General features: G+C 32.2%; 17 protein-coding genes and 1 tRNA gene. 6 read left to right on the top strand and 12 right to left on the bottom strand.

Annotation, left to right across the window (positions count from 1 at the left end):
* Positions 1-20: 20 nt before the first annotated feature.
* The gene (gene rpsU / locus TAGGR_RS00985) at positions 21-218 is read right to left on the bottom strand and encodes a 30S ribosomal protein S21 (RefSeq protein ID WP_059175513.1); all 198 of its coding nucleotides are present in this window, start codon (positions 216-218) and stop codon (positions 21-23) included.
* Between the two features lie 121 nt (positions 219-339).
* Positions 340-2,283, bottom strand: a complete 1,944-nt coding sequence (locus tag TAGGR_RS00980; RefSeq protein ID WP_059175512.1) for an aconitate hydratase — start codon at positions 2,281-2,283, stop codon at positions 340-342.
* Positions 2,284-2,358: 75 nt separating this feature from the next.
* Between TAGGR_RS00980 and lysA the strand changes: the two genes are divergently transcribed.
* Together lysA and dapF are read left to right on the top strand one after the other, a co-directional pair.
* On the top strand, positions 2,359-3,615 hold the full coding sequence (gene lysA, locus TAGGR_RS00975) for a diaminopimelate decarboxylase (protein WP_059175511.1): 1,257 nt from the start codon (positions 2,359-2,361) through the stop codon (positions 3,613-3,615).
* A gap of 8 nt (positions 3,616-3,623) precedes the next feature.
* Positions 3,624-4,454 carry a diaminopimelate epimerase gene (gene dapF, locus TAGGR_RS00970; RefSeq protein ID WP_059176521.1) on the top strand — a complete coding sequence of 277 codons (831 nt, stop codon included), beginning with the start codon at positions 3,624-3,626 and terminating at the stop codon, positions 4,452-4,454.
* On the opposite strand, the gene TAGGR_RS00965 is transcribed toward dapF, so the two are convergent.
* Both TAGGR_RS00965 and TAGGR_RS00960 read right to left on the bottom strand, forming a co-directional pair.
* Positions 4,391-7,180, bottom strand: a complete 2,790-nt coding sequence (locus tag TAGGR_RS00965; protein ID WP_059175510.1) for a PD-(D/E)XK nuclease family protein — start codon at positions 7,178-7,180, stop codon at positions 4,391-4,393. The two genes, dapF and TAGGR_RS00965, sit on opposite strands and share 64 nt — an antisense overlap.
* A complete protein-coding gene (locus tag TAGGR_RS00960; RefSeq protein WP_059175509.1) occupies positions 7,173-10,196 on the bottom strand; it encodes a UvrD-helicase domain-containing protein in 3,024 nt (1,007 codons plus the stop codon). Before TAGGR_RS00960 ends, TAGGR_RS00965 begins: the two co-directional genes overlap by 8 nt.
* A 128-nt stretch (positions 10,197-10,324) precedes the next feature.
* On the opposite strand from TAGGR_RS00960, the gene TAGGR_RS00955 reads away from it, so the two are divergent.
* Positions 10,325-11,107 carry an inositol monophosphatase family protein gene (locus TAGGR_RS00955; RefSeq protein WP_059175508.1) on the top strand — a complete coding sequence of 261 codons (783 nt, stop codon included), beginning with the start codon at positions 10,325-10,327 and terminating at the stop codon, positions 11,105-11,107.
* 3 nt (positions 11,108-11,110) lie between these two features.
* Entirely contained in the window at positions 11,111-12,001 is an 891-nt protein-coding gene (locus TAGGR_RS00950) for a cation diffusion facilitator family transporter (protein ID WP_059175507.1), read from the top strand.
* On the opposite strand, the gene TAGGR_RS00945 is transcribed toward TAGGR_RS00950, so the two are convergent.
* Positions 11,979-12,419 carry a hypothetical protein gene (locus TAGGR_RS00945; protein WP_153000404.1) on the bottom strand — a complete coding sequence of 147 codons (441 nt, stop codon included), beginning with the start codon at positions 12,417-12,419 and terminating at the stop codon, positions 11,979-11,981. The two genes, TAGGR_RS00950 and TAGGR_RS00945, sit on opposite strands and share 23 nt — an antisense overlap.
* Before the next feature lie 98 nt (positions 12,420-12,517).
* Here TAGGR_RS00945 and TAGGR_RS00940 point away from each other — a divergent pair, with 98 nt between their 5' ends.
* Complete coding sequence (locus TAGGR_RS00940) at positions 12,518-13,366, top strand: tetratricopeptide repeat protein (protein WP_059175505.1); 849 nt, start codon at positions 12,518-12,520, stop codon at positions 13,364-13,366.
* Between the two features lies 1 nt (position 13,367).
* Here the strand turns inward: TAGGR_RS00940 and TAGGR_RS10975 are convergent, their stop codons facing one another.
* From TAGGR_RS10975 to TAGGR_RS00905, 7 genes are all read right to left on the bottom strand, one after another.
* Positions 13,368-14,918 carry an AAA family ATPase gene (locus TAGGR_RS10975; RefSeq protein WP_059175504.1) on the bottom strand — a complete coding sequence of 517 codons (1,551 nt, stop codon included), beginning with the start codon at positions 14,916-14,918 and terminating at the stop codon, positions 13,368-13,370.
* The gene (locus tag TAGGR_RS00930; RefSeq protein WP_059175503.1) at positions 14,915-15,409 is read right to left on the bottom strand and encodes a L,D-transpeptidase family protein; all 495 of its coding nucleotides are present in this window, start codon (positions 15,407-15,409) and stop codon (positions 14,915-14,917) included. The genes TAGGR_RS10975 and TAGGR_RS00930 overlap by 4 nt, the downstream gene beginning before the upstream one ends.
* Positions 15,384-16,163, bottom strand: a complete 780-nt coding sequence (mtnP, locus tag TAGGR_RS00925; RefSeq protein WP_059175502.1) for an S-methyl-5'-thioadenosine phosphorylase — start codon at positions 16,161-16,163, stop codon at positions 15,384-15,386. The genes TAGGR_RS00930 and mtnP overlap by 26 nt, the downstream gene beginning before the upstream one ends.
* A 26-nt stretch (positions 16,164-16,189) precedes the next feature.
* Positions 16,190-16,263, bottom strand: a tRNA-Arg gene (locus TAGGR_RS00920).
* Positions 16,264-16,290: 27 nt separating this feature from the next.
* Complete coding sequence (queF, locus tag TAGGR_RS00915; RefSeq protein ID WP_059175501.1) at positions 16,291-16,650, bottom strand: preQ(1) synthase; 360 nt, start codon at positions 16,648-16,650, stop codon at positions 16,291-16,293.
* A gap of 2 nt (positions 16,651-16,652) precedes the next feature.
* Entirely contained in the window at positions 16,653-17,591 is a 939-nt protein-coding gene (gene hemH / locus TAGGR_RS00910) for a ferrochelatase (protein ID WP_059175500.1), read from the bottom strand.
* Positions 17,581-18,153, bottom strand: a complete 573-nt coding sequence (locus TAGGR_RS00905; RefSeq protein WP_059175499.1) for a UbiX family flavin prenyltransferase — start codon at positions 18,151-18,153, stop codon at positions 17,581-17,583. Before TAGGR_RS00905 ends, hemH begins: the two co-directional genes overlap by 11 nt.
* A gap of 69 nt (positions 18,154-18,222) precedes the next feature.
* Here TAGGR_RS00905 and yedF point away from each other — a divergent pair, with 69 nt between their 5' ends.
* Positions 18,223-18,807, top strand: a complete 585-nt coding sequence (gene yedF / locus TAGGR_RS00900; protein ID WP_059175498.1) for a sulfurtransferase-like selenium metabolism protein YedF — start codon at positions 18,223-18,225, stop codon at positions 18,805-18,807.
* The last annotated feature ends 21 nt before the right edge of the window (positions 18,808-18,828 follow it).

Below are 18,828 nucleotides of genomic sequence, written 5' to 3'. Positions count from 1 at the left end.
AATTAATAACATGATTTTTACTACTTTGATAACATTTTCATTTTTTTTGCTAATTTTTTCTTGGCAGCAAGAATCTTTTTCTTTCTCTTTACGCTTGGTTTTTCATAGTGCTCTCTTTTCTTGATTTCGGAAAGTATACCTTCCCTCTCGCACTGTTTCTTGAACATCTTCAACGCTGCCTCGAATGACTCCATTTCCCTGACATTTACAGAGGGCATTCAGTTAATCCCCTCCTCTCTTTTTAGATTTTTTAATAAAATACTTTACCAGCAAATTGCTGTTTTAGTCAATAAAATTAATTAAAAAAAAGCTGCTTTCCCATCTGGGCAGCACATATTTTTACTGGATTACCTTTTTTCTTACATAGGGAAGAAGACCACCCTGTAAAATTAGCTCTCTCTCCTTCTCATTTAAATTTGAATATACTTCAAAGTAAGTATTCTTTAATTTATTGAAAACTAAATATCTCTGTGAACCTTTTACTCCTTCAACTAAATCACTGAGCCTTAAAATATCACCCTGATTTACCTTTTCATAGTCCTCTGGATTAACAAAGATAAGAGGGAGAATACCAAAATTAATTAGATTTGCGCGGTGAATTCTTGCAAAAGATTTTGCTACTACGGCTTTAATTCCAAGATACATGGGAGCTATTGCTGCATGCTCACGGGAAGAGCCCTGACCGTAGTTTTCACCTCCAACGATAATTCCTCCACCTTTTGTTTTTGCATTCACTGCCCTCTCATAAAAGGTTTCATCAATGTTCTTGAAAGTAAATTTTGATATCTCAGGTATGTTTGATCTGTAAGGAAGAACTTGAGTACCTGCTGGAAGAATGTCATCTGTTGTGATATTATCACTGAGTTTAAGAAGAACTTCAGCTTCAATATTCTCTTCAAGAGGTTCCTTCACAGGCACTTCTTTTATGTTTGGTCCTTTGATTATCTTTACATCTTTATCTTTTTTTGGTGGAATAAGGGTGTTGTCATTGATTAAAAAGCTATCAGGTTCGGTAATTTCATTTACAGGGATATCTGTATCAAAGGGATCAACTATCTCACCCTTGATAGCTGTTAAAGCACATACCACAGGTGAGGCAAGATAGACAAAAGCATCCTTCGTGCCAGAACGGCCTTTAAAGTTTCTATTGTAGGAACGGACAGAAATCTGACCACTACCAGGTGCACCTCCCATACCAATACATGGGCCGCATGCTGACTCAAGAATTCTTGCACCAGCAGAAATCATCTTTTCAATATCACCTTCTCTGGCAAGCATCTGATAGACCTGTTTTGAACCAGGATTTACGAATAGGGTTACATCTTCATGAACTGTTCTTCCATTTAAAATTGAGGCTACAGTTTTCATCATTTTATAGGAAGAATTTGTGCAAGAGCCAATACATACCTGATGAACCTTCATTCCCTTTATTTCTCTTACGGCTACAACATTGTCAGGACTGTGTGGTTGAGCTATCATTGGTTCAATTTCTGACAGATTAAGCTCAATGATTTCAGAGTATTCTGCATCTTCATCTGCCTGAAGTTCAATCCATTGATGCTGTCTGCCCTGAGCTTTGAGAAACTTTAACGTATTCTCATCGCTCGGGAAAATAGATGTTGTTGCGCCAAGTTCTGCACCCATATTTGTTATTGTTGCTCTTTCTGTAACTGATAGATCTTTTACACCTTCACCACCGTATTCAAATATTTTCCCTACCCCACCCTTAACACTGAGCATCTTAAGCAGTGTAAGAATCACATCCATAGCAGTCACATATGGTCTTCTTAGTTTTCCTGAAAGATTTATCCTCACAACCTTTGGCATGGTAAACTCAAAAGGCATTCCTGCCATCACAGAGGCTGCCTCAAGCCCTCCAACTCCTATTGCTATCATTCCCATACCACCACCTGTTGGTGTGTGACTGTCTGTACCAAGAGCAATTCTTCCGGGTGCTGCAAATCTTTCAAGATGAACCTGATGACATATTCCATTACCGGGTCGTGAAAAATATGCACCAAATTTTGCTGCAGCAGTTCTCAAAAAAAGGTGGTCATCGGCATTCATAAAATTACTCTGAAGCATGTTGTGATCCACATAGGAAACAGCAAGAGGTACTCTTACTCTATCAATTCCAATTGCTTCAAACTCAAGCCATGCCATGGTTCCTGTAGCATCCTGAGTATAAACCTGATCAACTCTAACTCCTATAAGTTCACCCTCTTTTATTTTTCCCGATACAAGATGGGCTTCCAATATTTTCTCAACAATATTCTTTCCCATTCACTCCTCCTTGTGCATAGCATTTAAAAAATTAGTATAATATTATATTTCATAAAAATTCAAAAGGAGGACAATGTGCATTTTTTTAGTTACAAAAATGGCGACCTCTATGCAGAGGATGTACCTGTAAAAGAATTAATAAAAGAATTTGGAACTCCTCTTTATATTTATAGCTATGGGACCTTAATAAGACACATAAGGGCATATGAAGAAGCCTTCTGCGAAGTTCCACACATTATTTGTTATGCTGTTAAGGCAAACTCTAATCTTGCCATTTTAAGCCTTTTTGCTCAACTCGGAATTGGTGCAGACATTGTGTCAGGAGGTGAGCTTTTCAGAGCATTAAAGGCTGGAATAAAGCCTTTCAGAATAGTATTTGCAGGAGTTGGGAAAAGTGAGGAAGAAATAGAGTATGCTTTAAAAAATAATATTCTTATGTTCAATGTAGAATCTGAGGCAGAACTTTACAAAATAAATGAAATAGCTAAAAAACTAAAAAAACAGGCAAGAGTTGCCTTAAGAGTGAATCCTGATATTGATCCAAAGACTCATAAGTATATTGCAACAGGCTTGAAAACAAGTAAATTTGGTATTCCTATAGGTAAAGCACTTGAATATTACAAATTGGCAAAATCTCTTGAAAATGTAAAAGTAATCGGGATTCATAAACACATTGGCTCTCAAATTACAGAGATTAATGCTTATGTTGAAGCATTAAAAAAACTTCTTGAACTTTACGAAAGACTTGTTCAGGCAGATGTTGATATAGAGTATATTGACATTGGTGGAGGTCTTGGAATTACTTATAAAGATGAAGAGCCTCCTCATCCAAAAGAGCTTGCGAATGCTTTAATCCCTCTCATTAAAAATCAGAAAGGTAAATTAATAGTGGAACCGGGAAGATCAATTGTTGGCAATGCCGGAATTCTTGTTACAAAGGTTTTGTATATAAAAGAAACAGATATAAAAAATTTTATAGTTGTAGATGCAGGTATGAATGATCTTATAAGACCTACTTTATATGGCTCTTATCATGAAATCATGCCCGTAACTCATGGAAAAAGAAAAAAGATTACAGCAGATATAGTTGGTCCTATATGTGAGTCAGGAGACTTTCTAGCAAAGGACAGAGAAATTGAAAAAGTATCAGCTGGAGAATATCTTGCTGTAATGAGTGCTGGAGCTTATGGATTCAGTATGTCATCAAACTACAACAGTCGCCCAAGAGCAGCGGAAGTGCTTGTAAAAGGAGATAGATTCAGTCTGATAAGAAAGCGTGAAACCTATAAAGATTTAATAAGAAATGAAATAATACCGGAGGATTTGCTCTAATGGAAAAGATTAGTTTTGTAAAAATGCATGGTCTTGGAAATGATTTTATATTAATTGACTGTCTTAATCAAAAACTAACAGAACCTGAAAAATTTGCAGTCAAATACTGTGATAGACGCTTTGGGATTGGAGCCGACCAGCTTTTACTCCTTTACCCTTCTCAGATTGCGGATTTCAAAATGAGAATTTTTAATGCCGATGGCTCAGAAGTAGAAATGTGTGGAAATGGAATAAGATGTTTTGCAAAATATATATGGGATAGAGGATTATCCGATAAAGAAATTCTTGAAGTGGAAACACTTGCAGGCATTATAAAGCCTAAAAAAGTAGGACCGCTTGTTCAGGTTGATATGGGAAAACCTGAATTCAGCCCTCAAAAGATTCCTGTAGATGCGGAAGGACAAAAAGCATTTGACCTCTTACTTGAGGTCGCAGGTTGGCATGCTAAACTTAATTGTGTCAGTATGGGGAATCCGCATGCAGTAATATTTCTTGAAGAGGATCCAAAAAACTTTGCTGTTTCAAAATACGGTCCCCTCATTGAAAATCATCCGATTTTTCCTAAAAGAACAAATGTGGAATTTGCTTTTGTAAAGAATCCTCATGAGATAGTAATGCGTGTGTGGGAAAGAGGAGCTGGAGAAACTCTTGCCTGTGGAACAGGAGCCTGTGCAACTGCAGTAGCTGCAATGGTAAAGGAATTAACAGAGAGAAAAGTTACTGTTCACCTTCTTGGTGGTGATTTACTGATAGAATGGGCAGAAGATGGACATGTCTATATGACAGGTCCTGCAGAGGAGGTTTTTGAAGGAGTTGTAAAGGTACCACAGATTAATTGATAATCGCAGAGCTTACACTTTGTTTTAAAGTCAGAGGTGGGGTAAAAGGGTATATCTTTATTTTTTATCTCACTGAGAAGTGTTTCTAATACAGTTGATACAGCTGTTATGTATTCTTCTTTGTTGACTTCAGGGAAAGGATCAAATCTTATTTCATCATCATTGATTAATGCTTTACCAAGTAAGAGATAACAACCTTTAAGATTAAAAATATTTAGCCTATGTTTTTTAGCATAAAGTAGCATATATAGAGGAATCTGAAGACTACCTATGCATGCAGACCAGCTCTGTCTATTTGATAGATCAAGTTTATCAAATCTTATTCTGTACTGTTGCTCAGACCCTGATATCTTATAGTCTACAATTGTGATAGATTCGTCTATACTTTCAACTAAGTCTATTCTATATTTGAAAATAGAGTTAAAAAGATTTTCTTCTATAAGTTCTTCCACTTCAAGAACTTTTAAACGATGCTCTATGCTCAATTTTCTGTAATACTCGATCAACTGCAAAAGTCTTTGAATTATCTGAATTTTTATTAAATACACTTTGCCCCTTATTTTGCTTCCATATCTTCTAAAAAAGATATCTTGAACAATCTTCTCTATCTCATTTCCAAAATCATGAGGAGTGAGTTTCTTGTTTTTCCTCAACTTAAAATATTCCCTGAGTGCTTCATGAACAATAGTTCCAATATCAGAGCGTTCAATATCTGCAGAAATCTCTCTTTTTCTTTCCAGTTTAAGCACATGGGAGTAATAAAATCTCAGCCCGCATTGAAGATAATCATCAATTGCAGAAGGTGAAAAGCAGAGATTATTTATGACTGACATTATTTGTTCTGTTTTAACAACTTCAGCTGGCAGTTTTGATGAAAGATTTACTGACCATGAGAGCGATTTTATTGGTATTTCCATTTTTTGAGCTTTTCTCTTTTCTGCTTCCCATATAAGTTTTTCAATAAATCTTGATCTTTCAAATCTATCATTCTTTATGTAGCAAAGATGTACCTCTTCAGCACCATCAACTAAAAGAGAAAAGTAATAATATATAAGTTTTTCTCTGTCTTGATAAGTAGATAGACCAAGAATTTTTCTTATTTTATAAGGCATAAGATAATCTTCTGAAAGGGGAGGAAAAACTCCTTCATTTAAATCAAGAAATATAACTTTTTTAAATTTTAAATTTCTTGTTTCAAGAAATCCAAGTATCTGTAATCCTTTTAAAGGTGTACCAGGAAAGGGAACATTTTCATGGGCTATAAGATTCTTAAAAAAGTTAAAGTAAGACTCTAAATGCTCAAATTTAAAGTTTTTTATCACAGAATTCTGAAGTTTATCAAATTGGGCAATAAAGGCTTCCACATAGGGATAGAAAAAAGGATGAAATCTGGCTGTTGTATTTTCATAAATAAAGACAAGCACATCCCTACAGCTTTTTATGAATTCTTCAATATTTTTAATTGTGGTAAACTTTTTTATCGTGTTGTTGTGAATAGTCTCAAAATGCTTTTTTATCTCGTAAGCTGAGAGATTAAAACTTTCCAATTTTTGGGCTAATATTACTGATGCTTCCTTTTCTATCCATTCAAGTTCAACAAAGGAAAGCTCTTTAGAAATTAATAAATTTTCAATTTCATGGAAGATTATCCTGCTTATTTCAGCGCTTTTTTTAATAATTACATTTTTTGTATAAGGATGAAGAATAAATTTTAAATATGAAGGTGTATAGAGTTGGTTGTCTTCAATTGAGTTTAAAACTTCAAATAAATTGTTGAAAAAACCATAAATTGGAGTTCTGTTTAAAGGATAACCCATTGAGATGTTATAATCTTCTTCTCTCAAAAATGGAATACCCTGCCTTAAAAGAGGGAAGAGATTGTCGGATTTCGGCAAAACTACAACTGTCTTTTCATCTATCGTTGAACTCTCTATAATTTTTCCTGCAATTTTTATCTCAGCATGGGTATCAGGACAACTGTAGACATTTATTTTATTTAAAATTTTTTCATCGAACTCTGGTGCTTTTTGAAAAACAAAATAAAAATTTTCAAAATTAGATAGTTTCTCTAAAATTCTCTTTTCAGAAACTGTAAAAGCAAAAAAACCTGCAAAAATCAATTCCTTAAACTTAAAATCTGGCAAATTTTTACACTCTGCAACTTTTCTATATCTTAATGACCTGGTAGAAAGATTTTTCTGACTCAATTCTCTATAAAGCTCTTCATAGACAATTGATAGAAATCTTAATTTTTCCTGAGATTTTACAGGAACATTGATAAGAGTCTCTACTTCTTTAAGTTTATTTACAGAAACATCTTCAATGTAAAGTTCTTCTAAAAGATTAAACAGTTTGAAACCGTAGGAGATGAAGTTGTCAAACTTTTTAAAAAACTCTGTTAATAAATTGTGTTTTAAACAGATCTCATAAATAATACCAACAGCTTCAAATGGTTCAATTTGAGAGGCTGTGCTTATTTTTCTGAAAATAAAATCTATAAACTCATCAATTGAAAAAATTTTTGGTGGAATATAAGACTGTTTTATTTTTTGTGCAAGGATTTTTTTTAAATAGTATGAAGGTCTTTTCCCTGGAAAAACTATAAAAGTTTCAGAAAAATCATATCCTTCATTTAAAAAAATATTCATAACTTTTTTAATTATGTCATCGGAACTTTTAATTTCAATAATTTGTTCCTTTTTTAGAAAATTCAACTCATCAATCAACTCGTTTCACCTCTCTTAAATCAAGATAATAAAGGTATCCTTCCACTCTTTTATCCTTAAAGATATCAGATATTAAATTCATGTAAAGTTTTATTTGCGACAGATGCTCTTGCTGTTGAGAGCCTGTTTTGTATTCAATTACAGTAACAGAGTCTTTATCAATAACAACTCTGTCTATTCTATGGATAATGCCTTCTTTGTCTATGACTTCCATCTCATTAAAGATTTTTTCATACCTCTGTTTAAAAAATTTTCCAATCTCTGGATGATCTATCATATCAATTATCAGAGGTTTTATCTCTGATGGTAAAAAATTAGTATGGAGATGTTTGTTTAAAATATCTATAAGTGCATCTATATTTTCTAAGAAGTTTTCTTCTAAATACTCAATCTGTGCAAGAAGCATATGTATGAAGTCTCCTCTCTTTTTTTCATTGAAATGGATTATCTCATCAGAAATTGCAAAATCCAGTAATAATGGATAGTGAGAGGCTGTTAACTCTGAATGCTCTAATAATGATAAAGGCTTATCTTTATAAGACTTAGTTCCTATTTCACTACCATAGTATTCAGAGAGAATATCAAAGGGAAGTTTATCTTCTTTGTCGGTCCTGCACAAAACATATAATTCATCTTCTGCTCTTGTAAATGCCACATAGAGAGTATTTAATAGATCTATAATTTCTGATTTTTTTTCTTCATCTTTTATTTTTAACAACAATTCATTTTTTTCAGCTATTTGGTTTGTAATTTTTAAAACATTTACTCCCCTATCATCTTCATGAAGAACGTATCTATTTTTTGGTTTGTTATTATTTTCCAGATAAACAAAAACAATTGGAAAACCCAATCCTTTCGCTTTATGAATAGTCATAACCTGTATGGCATTTATCTCAGTCGGAGTTGTTATATTCCATATAGTATCATCAGTAGGAGTTTCAAAAAAATCTATTAAATCCTTAATACTGTTATAGCCATTTTCTTCAAACTGTTTTACAAGATCAAGTAATTTAATAAATGTTGCTTCCTCCTCAGGCATTGTTTCAAATACCTTAAAATTATCCAGTGCCACCGAAACTAAATCATAGATCGGTAGATATCCTGAAAGTTTAAAAAGTTGTCTAAAGTATTTTTCCCATAATTGAGGAAAATCTCTTTCAAAATGTTTATAAAGTGTTGTTTCATCCCTGTATTTAATAAGAAATTCCTCAGCAGAGAACTTCTCTCCGTCTCTTTTAATTATTCTTTTGAATATGTCGCCTAATAAAAAAACAGAAAAAGAAAAGTCATCTATTGGAGAGTCAAGAAAACGTAAAAGACTTAAAATTTCTGAAGTAACCTTTCTCTTTCGCACATCAAGACTACTATAAGATATGAAAGGCATATTCAGTTCATTTAACCATTGAGAAATGGTTATCACATGTTCATTTTTGAAGGCAAGTATGCTTATATCTCTCAACTGGTAACCTCTCTGAGTAATATCTCTAATACATTCTGCAATATATTGTTTTATCTCTGTTTCTTCATCTTCAACAAAATTTTTCACTTCCACATAGCCTTCCATATTACTTTCTTTTGTAATCTGCTGACATTCATTAAATCCAGCGAACTTACCAGCTTCAGCATATGCTGAATGTTTCAGGACTTTATTCATAAAGATTTCTGTCACGAAATCAATAATCTTTTTTCTACTTCTGTAATTTTTATCAAGAGTTTTAACAACTTTTGCAGCTGAGGGAAATATTTCCATTTCCTCCAAACTTTTCATTATTCTGTAATCAGCTCCGCGGAAAGTATAAATTGCCTGTTTTGTATCTCCAACAACAAAAAGACTTCCACTTTCAGCAAGGGCGTTTTCAATTAAAAACTTCAAATTATTCCACTGCAGTGGAGATGTATCCTGATATTCATCTATGAAAAAATGATGAATCTTTTCCCCTAATCTGAAGTATATGTCCGGTACAATTGAGTTATTAAGATATTCAGAGAGAATTTTGTTGATGTCTTCAATAAAAATTTTACATTCTTTTTGTTTTATTTTATTTAACAGGGTTTTAAAACTCTGATAAACCTCAAGATATGGTAAATAAAAAGTTAGTGCATAATAAAGAGCATAGTCTTTTAATACATCAACAAATCTATTCCACAATATCAAAATATTTTCATATTTTTGAGATAAACTTTGATCCTTAGGTTTATTTACAGGAATCCTTTTAATACCTTTTGTTAGAAGAACCTTAAAATTCCTGCTCTCAATTATCCTGTCAAATTCATCAAGAATTTTTGTTGAGCGATTTATCTCAAGTCCAGAAAATTTTATATATTTCTTAATATTCTCCATTGTTTCTTCAAGTTTTACTTCAATATTTTTTAATATCTCTCTGTATTCTTTTTTAAATACAAACTCTTTATCAGTGTTATTAATTTTTAGATGTAATCCCTTTACTTCATTAAAAATTCTTTCTGAAGGATTCCAGACATAGGTATTGCTATTTGAATTTATTATTTCTATAATTTCATTGAAAAACTCAGTTTTTATAGAGTTTTCCTCCACATCTTTCAAAAATAGATCATAACTAAGCCTAAAAAGAGATTCGTTGTTCATTAAAATCTCAAACTCCGGATTGTAATCAAAATCAAGAGCAGAAGCCTTAAAAATTGAAGTCATAAAGCTATCAATTGTTTTAACCTGAAAGTCTGAGTAATGATTAAGTATTTCATCAAGAACCTCTCCAGCTCTAAATGAGAGCTCTTCATTAGAAAGACCTGTTAATTCAGAAAATCTGGAAATAGAAGATTCTTCTTGAAAGTATATATTTTTAAGCCACTGCATTATTCTTGATTTCATCTCAAATGCAGCATTGTTTGAAAAGGTTATAGCAAGAATATTTCGTAGCGAGTTATAAGGAACTTTATTTGAAATCAAAAAATATACAAACCTTTCTGTGAGAGCAGTTGTTTTTCCTGAACCAGCAGAAGCTTTCAAAATAACATAATGGGGAAACTGAATTTCCATTGAAAACTCTGAAATATTATAATCTCTTTTGTCTTGACAGTGTCAATATTTTTATAACTTCGCTTTTTACAATATAAATGCACATTGATGAGTATTTTCAGCACTGTTTTAAGTTATAATAAAAGTTTATGGAGATAAATTTTTTAAGAAATATTGGTCAAAAAATATTTAAAGAAATATCACTGGTTAAGCCACAGTTCAACAGAACTTCATTAGGCAGAGGAGCCTCAGGAGATACTACATTTCCTATTGATAAATTAGTTGAAGACAGAATAATTGAAGCATTTGAAAAAGAAAATATAAAAGTTAATTTAATTTCAGAAGAAAAAGGAGAAAATTTAGTAGATTCAAGTTATCCCACCCTTATAGTTGATCCAATTGACGGAAGTAAAAACGCAGTATCAGGTATTCCTTTTTTTTCCACATCAATTGCAATAGCTGACGGGAATACTTTAAATAACCTTAAATTAGGATATATTATAAATCTCATAAATGGAGATGAATTTTGGGCAATAAGAAAAGATGGGGCTTTTTTTAATGGAGATAGAATTAGGGTTAATAATGCTACATCACCAATAATTATTGCCTTTGAGGCATCCAGCCCCTATAAAGCCATTAAGAATATTATACCTGTATTTAAAATTGCAAACAGAGTAAGATGTTTTGGAAGCACTGCCTTAGACCTTGCTTATCTCTCTGCAGGGGCTCTTAGCGTATTTATTGTTCCAACTCCTTCTAGAATTTTTGACTTTTCAGCAGGAATTTTAATTGCAAAGGAATATGGTGCAATTGTTACTGATATTGAAGGTAATTCTATTGAAAATTTACCAGTTAATTTTGACACAAAAACCACGCTTTTAGTTTCTACCAGTGAGATACTTCATAAAAAAATTCTGGATTTAATAAAATAAACAATGCAGCATTCTTCTACAAAAAAACTATCTTTTGCCTTAGGAATAACCTTTTTTATTTTCATTTTTGAACTAATTGGTGGGCTAATAAGTAACAGTCTTGCTTTGCTTAGTGATGCTGGACATGTTTTTACCGATTCCTTTGCATTAATTCTTAGTCTGATTGCTTCAATTATTGTTAGAAAACCATCAAATAAGAAAGCTACATATGGATATCATAAAATTGGTATTCTTGCAGCATTTATAAACGGACTTAGTCTTATTTTGATTGCTGGTTTAATATTTTTTGAAGGTTATCAAAGACTGATTAATCCACCAAAAATTGACTTTGCAATAATGCTTCCTGTGGCAGTGTTTGGTTTTTTAGGTAATCTACTTATGGCTTGGATTTTAGGTCATAAACATGAAGATTTGAATTTAAAAAGTGCATGGCTTCATGTAATTGGAGATACCATCTCTTCTGCAGGAGTAATTGTTGCAGGTTTAATCATAAAATTTACAGGATGGTTTATAATTGATCCGATAGTAAGCTTGTTTGTGGGAATAATTATTATTGTTGGCGGGATAAGAGTTATCAAGGATTCTCTATGGATTTTCCTCGACTTTGTTCCTAAAGGATTTGACATAGAGGAAATAACAGAAAAAATAAAGAAAATTAAAGGAATTACTGATATTCATGATATTCATATATGGTCAATAGGTTTTGGTGTTCCAGCCTTTTCAGCTCATGTAGTTGTTGAAAATCAACTTCTAAGTGAAGCAGATACAATAAGAAAACAGATTGAAAGGGAACTTGAAAATATGGGGATCAAACACAGTGTTATTCAAGTAGAGTGTATTAAATGCGAAAAAAGCTCAATCTATTGTAATTCTATAAATAATAAACATCACTAAATCTTTTAAGTCTTTGTTCAAGTTGAAATTGAAGTTTAAGATGCAATCCTTCTAATTCTCTGAGTTTTTTTAATTTTTCGGGTGAGAGTTTATCTTTAATTTTGTCGCAGATAAAGTTTATACAAAAGGCATCTCTTGCAAAGAGTAAACATCCTGAATCTGTAAGAAATAGACACATATCAGAAAATTTAGGCTCCTCAGGAATCTCAACTCCATAAAGAAGATTTATTAAAAGAAGTTCATCAGAGTATTTAAACTCTATATTGCTTCCGCAGCAGCTTTTACCTTCAATACCACATTGAACACATATTGAAGTCATTCCACAGAGTTTTCGTTCCATGTTTTCCTGTATTATAATTTCTTTCAACTCATTAAGTAGCAACTCTATTTTAGGCAACTCCCCTTTTTTCTCTAACATTTTTATTCTTTTTTTTAAAGGCTCTATTTTTTCGGTAATAAGATGCATTTAATAAATTTTAAAACTTTTCATATACTCTGTTGTGATAAAATATTTAAATGAGAAGTTTAATTTTAATTATTTTGCTATTTATTCCATCTTTCCTATTTGCTGAAGATTCAGTCTATGTTTTCATTACCGATGAAAATAACAAACCTTTTTACGGGTATAAACTTCTTGAAACACAAAGAGACGATATTTATGTCAGCAAAATTGAGCCAATAAAGAAGTGGATTACTTCTCTTAAGTCGCAGTTAATTGTTGTGCATAATGGGCATGTTTATCCTGTTAAAGACTCAATTATCATAGATAAAAAACAGGGTATTGCCCTTTTATTGATTGATTTTTTACAGAGAAAACCTATTTATTTTAATCCAGAAGAAGTTTTGATTGACAGAGATATAAAGGTGCTAATGGAAAATAAAAAAAATATTTACTCAAAAGTTAAAAATTTATTTCCTCTGGAAACAAAAAAAATAGAGATAAAAAAACAGGAAACAGATTATATTGCTTTAGCTGAAAAATATGAAAAAATAGGCAACTGGAGCATGGCTTTATCAATGTATGAAAATTTACTTAAAAATAAGCAGGAAGATAATATTATAAAAAAAATTGGAGTTCTCTATTATCGTATTGGAAACTTCAAAAAAGCAAAGGAATATTTCAAAATGCTATCAAATATTGAAGAAAATGTTATAAAAGTTGTTGGAATCTATATAATTGAAAAAGATTTTAATGGTGCATTAAAGGTTATAAATAATTCAGGGTTAAATTCTGCATATATCCACTATCTGAGGGGAATTCTTTATTACCTGATCAATGACAAAGAAAGAGCTTATAAAGAAGTTTCGATACTTTCTTCTATGAATAGCACTTATGCTCAAAATCTGAGAGACCTTTTAAGATAATTTAATCTATGAGCTTCAGTTCAATAATTTTTTCGACATTGAAATTTCTTTCCTCATTTCGTAGCATGCAGAAAGCCTTTAATCCAAGAAATGTTCGACTACCGTACTCAATTTCTCCAATGTAGATAGGTTTTACAACTCTTTTTGATTTTACATCTGTAGATTTCAGGTAGACAAGTTCCAGATTTTTCTCGGTTTCTATTGCATTTTTTATAATTTTTATTTTTTCCTCAATTGGTAGATTTTTTTCTGAATGCCTGTATTGAAATTTTGTGAGAAATCCAACAACTCTTTTATCAAGTAGTATATGTTTCTTTGAAAGAGGTTTTTTTAATATTAATCCCTGTAGAGTTCGACATCTTGACAATGCCACGTATAATTGACCATGTGAAAAAGTTCCTCTTCCTATGTCAAGAATTAATTTATCAAAAGTTAAACCCTGACTTTTATGAATTGTAATAGCCCATGCAAGCTTTAAAGGATATTGAGTAAAATCTCCAATTGTCTGAGTTAAAATCTTCTTCCTGTCTTTGTCATAATAAAACTCATACATCTCCCATGTAAATGGTGTAACCTCAACAACTTCTCCATTCTGAAGTTCCACATGTATTATATCTGGCTCTGTTTTTCTTGTTTCTATCTTGACTATTCTCCCTATATCACCATTTATCCATCTTCCTTTTGAATCATTATTAAGAAGCATTACCTGAGCATCAACTTTAAGAACAAGCTCTTGAGATGTAGGAAGTTCCTGTTCAGTAAATTCTCCATTAATAAACCCGTAGTATTTGAATTCTTTATGTTTTATCTTTGAGAGTCTTTCAAAATTTATTTTCTCAGCCATTTTATTTGTTGTTGTAAGATAAATACAAAAATCTTCATCATTTTGCTCAAAATAAGGATTTACTCTCTTATTTAATTTCTCAATAATTTCGTCATTTACAGTGTTATTTCTAATTGAGTTGAGAATTTCAAGAAATTCAATATCAGACTGTCTGTAAACCTTCTCAAACTCAATAAATTCAAATTCCATCTCATTAAAAACATTAGAACTAAAAAAGTAAGGTGTATTATAAAAATCTCTAAAAATGTTTTTTTCTTTTGATGTAACAACAGGGGGCAGTTGATATAGATCACCTATAAAGATCGCCTGAATACCACCAAAGGGTTTTTTCTTCTTTGGACCATGAATTTTTAAAAAAGCATCAACGCAGTCAAGAAGATCAGCTCTTACCATTGAGATTTCATCAATGATGATGCAGTCAAGTTTCTTATAAAGTGCTGGATTTCTAGGTTTTATCTCTCTTATTTTATTTATAGTTATATCAGGTTTAAAGTTAAAAAATGAATGAATTGTCTGTCCTTTAGTATTTACTGCAGCTACACCTGTTGGTGCAAGAACTACAATATCTTTTTTCGTTTTTTCTCTAAAATAGTTTAAAAATGTTGACTTGCCTGTGCCTGCTTTACCTGTTATAAATAAATTTTTATTTGTATTTTCAGCTAAGTTTAAAGCTCTGAGGAATTCTTCGTTTAAATCGATTTTAATCATGGAAGAATCTCCACTGGAGTACCATCAGGCACTAAGTTCCATATCTCATCCATTTCCTCATTGGTTACAGCAATGCAGCCTTCTGTCCAATCATCAATTACATGATATTTTCCAAGATACTCCACCCTTTTTGAAAGGCCATGTATCATTATCCCACTACCTGGCTTTAAACCAATTTTTGTAGCATACTCAACATCCTGTTCGTTTGGATAAGATATTTTAAGTGCTTTATAAAAACTACTGTTTGGATTTCTGCCAACTATGTAGTATCTTCCCTCAGGAGTTTTTCCATCTCCCTGAACTGTTTTTTTTCCTACAGGATTTTTTCCAAGAGCAATTCTATAGGCTTTGATTATTTTACCTTCATTCATTAGAAACATGACTCTCTTTGATTTAATAACAACTACCAAATCGGCAACTTCATATGCTGATGTTGAATTAATAAAAAAAAGCAAAATTAAAAAACTAAAAAGAAGCTTTCTTAAGAGCATTTTTACAGAGACAACCCCTTTCTTGTGGTAATCTCTTTATCGTCTCTCTTATGAGTAAGCCTACTGTCTCAATTGTATCCTGCATTGTTTCAATAACCTCTTTAACTGTAAGAGGAAATTTTGATATTCCAGCTGCATAGTTTGCAACAACAGCAACTGCTGCATAACATATTTCAGCTTCTCTTGCCAGAGAAGCTTCGGGCATAGCTGTCATGCCAATGATGTCAGCTCCAATATTTCTAAAAAATTTTATCTCAGCGGCTGTCTCGAGTCTGGGACCATTTACACAAACATATGTTGCACTAGGTATTACATCAATTCCTAATTTTCTGGCTGTATCCAGTAGATAGTGTCTCATTTCAGAGCAGAATGGTTCTGTGAAATCTATATGAACAACCTTTCCCTCTTCATAAAAAGTATTGGCTCTCATTCCTTGGGTGAAATCTATTATCTGATCTGGTATAACTATGCTCCCCGGAGGAAAATATTCATCTAAAGAACCTGTAGCAAAAACTGCAAAAATCCTCTCTATTCCGACAGTTTTAAATCCCCAGATATTAGCTCTGTAATTTACTCTATGAGGAGGAATGCTGTGTTTCTGTCCGTGTCTTCTGAGAAATAAAACTTTTATATCATCAAATTCTTCTATTTCATAGGGACATGAAGGCTCACCATAGGGAGTGTTTATAGTGATAACCTCTTTTTTTATATCTGATTCACTAAGTCCACTACCGCCAATTATTCCTATTTTCACAGGTTTAACTCTTTTAATCTTATCAATGCGCCCAGGAGGATTTGAACCCCCGACCTACGGATTCGTAGTCCGCCGCTCTATCCTACTGAGCTATGGGCGCTAAAAATATTATAACACAATGATTGTTCTATGAGGACACTTTTATAATGGTTTTTACATTTCCTCTTGGATTAAAGTCTCCAATCACTTCAAGAAATCTTGGTTTAAGAAGATTGTGAAGATCATCATATATTTTATTCGTTACCGCTTCGTGAGAAATGTATTTATCTCTGTAAGAATTAAGGTAAAGTTTTAATGATTTAAGCTCAACAATTTTTTTATCAGGAATGTAGCTTATCTTAATTGTTGCAAAATCAGGATATCCAGATCTTGGGCATAAACATGTAAACTCAGGAAAGCTGATCTCAATTCTGTAATCTCTATCAGGATATGGATTGTCCCATGCTTCAAGTTTTGCCTCTTCTATAGCTTTTTCACCATAAAGCATTTTTAACTTCCTCCTTCTAAAGATTCTAATACAAGATTTTTGAGAGCTTCAATAAACTTTGATGAGGTGTTTAAGGAGTCAACCCTGTAAAGTTTTACCCCTGATTCCTCTGCCATTTTTTTGTAAACAAAGTCAATCTCATAAAGAGTCTCTATATGATCAGATACAAAGCTCACAGGTATGATTAAAATTTTTTTAATTCCCTCTTTGCTTAGATCTTTTATAACTTCGTCAGTTGAGGGTTCTACCCACTTAACAGGTCCAGTTCTACTTTGATAACATATTTTAAATTGCTTTAGGTTCATCCTATTGGTAATAGCTTTTACGGTTCTCTCTACTTCAGAGATATAGGGATCACCCTTTTTATGAAGTGAAATAGGAATTCCATGGGCACTGAAAAGTAAAAAACAGTCATTTCCAAGTTTTTTTAATGATCTTTCAATGTTCTCAACCCATGCTTCAATAAATAGAGGATAGTCGCACCATGATTTTATAATTTTAAAGTCAAAGTATCCATCTGCCAATTCTTTAAATTTCTCACATACTGAAAGAGTAGTAGCCCTACAAAATTGAGGATAAAGCGAAATAGCAACAACTTTTTTTATTTTTAATTTTAAAAAATCTTGTAGAGCTTCCTCAATAAAAGGGTGCCAGTATCGCATCCCAACTAAAACTTTAAAATTATCCCCCAATGCTTCTTCAAGAGCTCTTGCCTGTGCCTCTGTAATTTCCTTTAAAGGAGATTTACCACCAATTTTTTCATATGCTTTTTTAATCTTACCTGACCTTAAATTAGAAATAAGCCATGCAAGAGGTTTTTGCATAAATCCAAAGTTTACTATGTAAGGATCGCTAAAAAGATTATAAAGAAAGGGTTTAATTGCTGAGAGACTGTCAGGTCCTCCCATGTTAAGCAGTAATACTCCAATTTTACTGTCCATTCCATCTCCTGTAAAGTTGATTTTCTATCCCCATGCTATCAAGAAGCTTACCAACTATAAAATTAACAATATCATCAATTGTATTGGGTTTGTGATAAAAAGCAGGCACTGGTGGTGCTATGATGACTCCAATTTTAGCAAGTTTTAGCATATTTTCAAGATGAATTGAACTAAGAGGCATTTCTCTTGGAGAAATAATGAGTTTTCTTCCTTCCTTAATCGTCACATCAGCAGCTCTTGTAATTAAATTATCGGCATAACCACTGGCAATTGAAGATAGAGTCTTCATTGAACAGGGAACAATGAACATCCCTCTGGTTTTATAAGAGCCGCTTGCTACTGAAGCATCAATATCATTTTCAGAATAAATCTTTATATTTGGTTTATTAAATCTCTGTTTAAACTCATGTAGGCTTTCTATCCCTATTTCATGCTTAATCACCTGAATTGCATTTTTAGATAAAATTACAGAAACTTCAAAATTTTTAGAAAGTTCATCAAGAAGTCTTATTCCATAAATTATGCCTGAAGCTCCTGTAATTGCCAGAATTAATCTTTCCATTATTTTATCCTAACATATTTATAACTTCCCATAAAATTGAGTAAAATAAATAAAAAATCGGAGGGAGTTATGGAGATAGATGCGAGAGGATTAGCATGTCCTAAGCCAATTATCCTTGCGGAAGAGGCATTATCAAAAATGCAAGAGGGAGTGGTAACAATAGTTGTTGATAATGAAGGTTCTATGGAAAATTTAAAGAAATATGCTACTCGATTTGGTTATTATTATGAAGTTGAAAAAGAGGAAGATTACTGGAAAGTTAAAATAGTTAAAGGGTATACATGTCAGATTACTTCGCATAAAGAAAAACCTGCTAAAAAAGATTTACTTGTTATCATTACATCAGATGTAATTGGTAAAGATGAGAAACTTGGTAGAATTCTTATGAAAGCCTACTTTGAAACAATGATAGCAACAAAGCAACTTCCCCAGATGATTTTTTTAATGAATACAGCTGTTAAGCTTTCTACTGTAGATGAAGAGTTTATTCAGCTTCTAAAAAAGATTGAAGAAATGGGAACAGAGATATTTACATGCGGAACATGCCTTAAGTATTATAACCTTGAAGATAGACTCAAAGTTGGATTCAGAGGCACCACAAATCATTTTGTCGAGGGAATGTTTGATTTTAATAAAACTGTATGGATTGGTTGATATAAGTGTTGAAATAAAACA

It is taken from the genome of Thermodesulfovibrio aggregans (genome assembly GCF_001514535.1).
Taxonomy (GTDB): domain Bacteria; phylum Nitrospirota; class Thermodesulfovibrionia; order Thermodesulfovibrionales; family Thermodesulfovibrionaceae; genus Thermodesulfovibrio; species Thermodesulfovibrio aggregans.
The sequence above is the reverse complement of the archived record's forward strand: the minus strand, read 5'-3'. Positions and strand labels throughout refer to the sequence as shown.

Coding starts and splice junctions, on each gene's coding strand:
- TAGGR_RS00945 (WP_153000404.1), bottom strand. CDS start 12,419: ATGTTAGAGAAAAAAGGGGAGTTGCCTAAAATAGAGTTGCTACTTAAT.
- TAGGR_RS00930 (WP_059175503.1), bottom strand. CDS start 15,409: ATGCTCTTAAGAAAGCTTCTTTTTAGTTTTTTAATTTTGCTTTTTTTT.
- TAGGR_RS00940 (WP_059175505.1), top strand. CDS start 12,518: ATGAGAAGTTTAATTTTAATTATTTTGCTATTTATTCCATCTTTCCTA.
- TAGGR_RS00905 (WP_059175499.1), bottom strand. CDS start 18,153: ATGGAAAGATTAATTCTGGCAATTACAGGAGCTTCAGGCATAATTTAT.
- TAGGR_RS00980 (WP_059175512.1), bottom strand. CDS start 2,283: ATGGGAAAGAATATTGTTGAGAAAATATTGGAAGCCCATCTTGTATCG.
- queF (WP_059175501.1), bottom strand. CDS start 16,650: ATGCTTTATGGTGAAAAAGCTATAGAAGAGGCAAAACTTGAAGCATGG.
- yedF (WP_059175498.1), top strand. CDS start 18,223: ATGGAGATAGATGCGAGAGGATTAGCATGTCCTAAGCCAATTATCCTT.
- TAGGR_RS00955 (WP_059175508.1), top strand. CDS start 10,325: ATGGAGATAAATTTTTTAAGAAATATTGGTCAAAAAATATTTAAAGAA.
- rpsU (WP_059175513.1), bottom strand. CDS start 218: ATGCCCTCTGTAAATGTCAGGGAAATGGAGTCATTCGAGGCAGCGTTG.
- TAGGR_RS00950 (WP_059175507.1), top strand. CDS start 11,111: ATGCAGCATTCTTCTACAAAAAAACTATCTTTTGCCTTAGGAATAACC.
- hemH (WP_059175500.1), bottom strand. CDS start 17,591: ATGGACAGTAAAATTGGAGTATTACTGCTTAACATGGGAGGACCTGAC.
- TAGGR_RS00960 (WP_059175509.1), bottom strand. CDS start 10,196: ATGGAAATTCAGTTTCCCCATTATGTTATTTTGAAAGCTTCTGCTGGT.
- TAGGR_RS10975 (WP_059175504.1), bottom strand. CDS start 14,918: ATGATTAAAATCGATTTAAACGAAGAATTCCTCAGAGCTTTAAACTTA.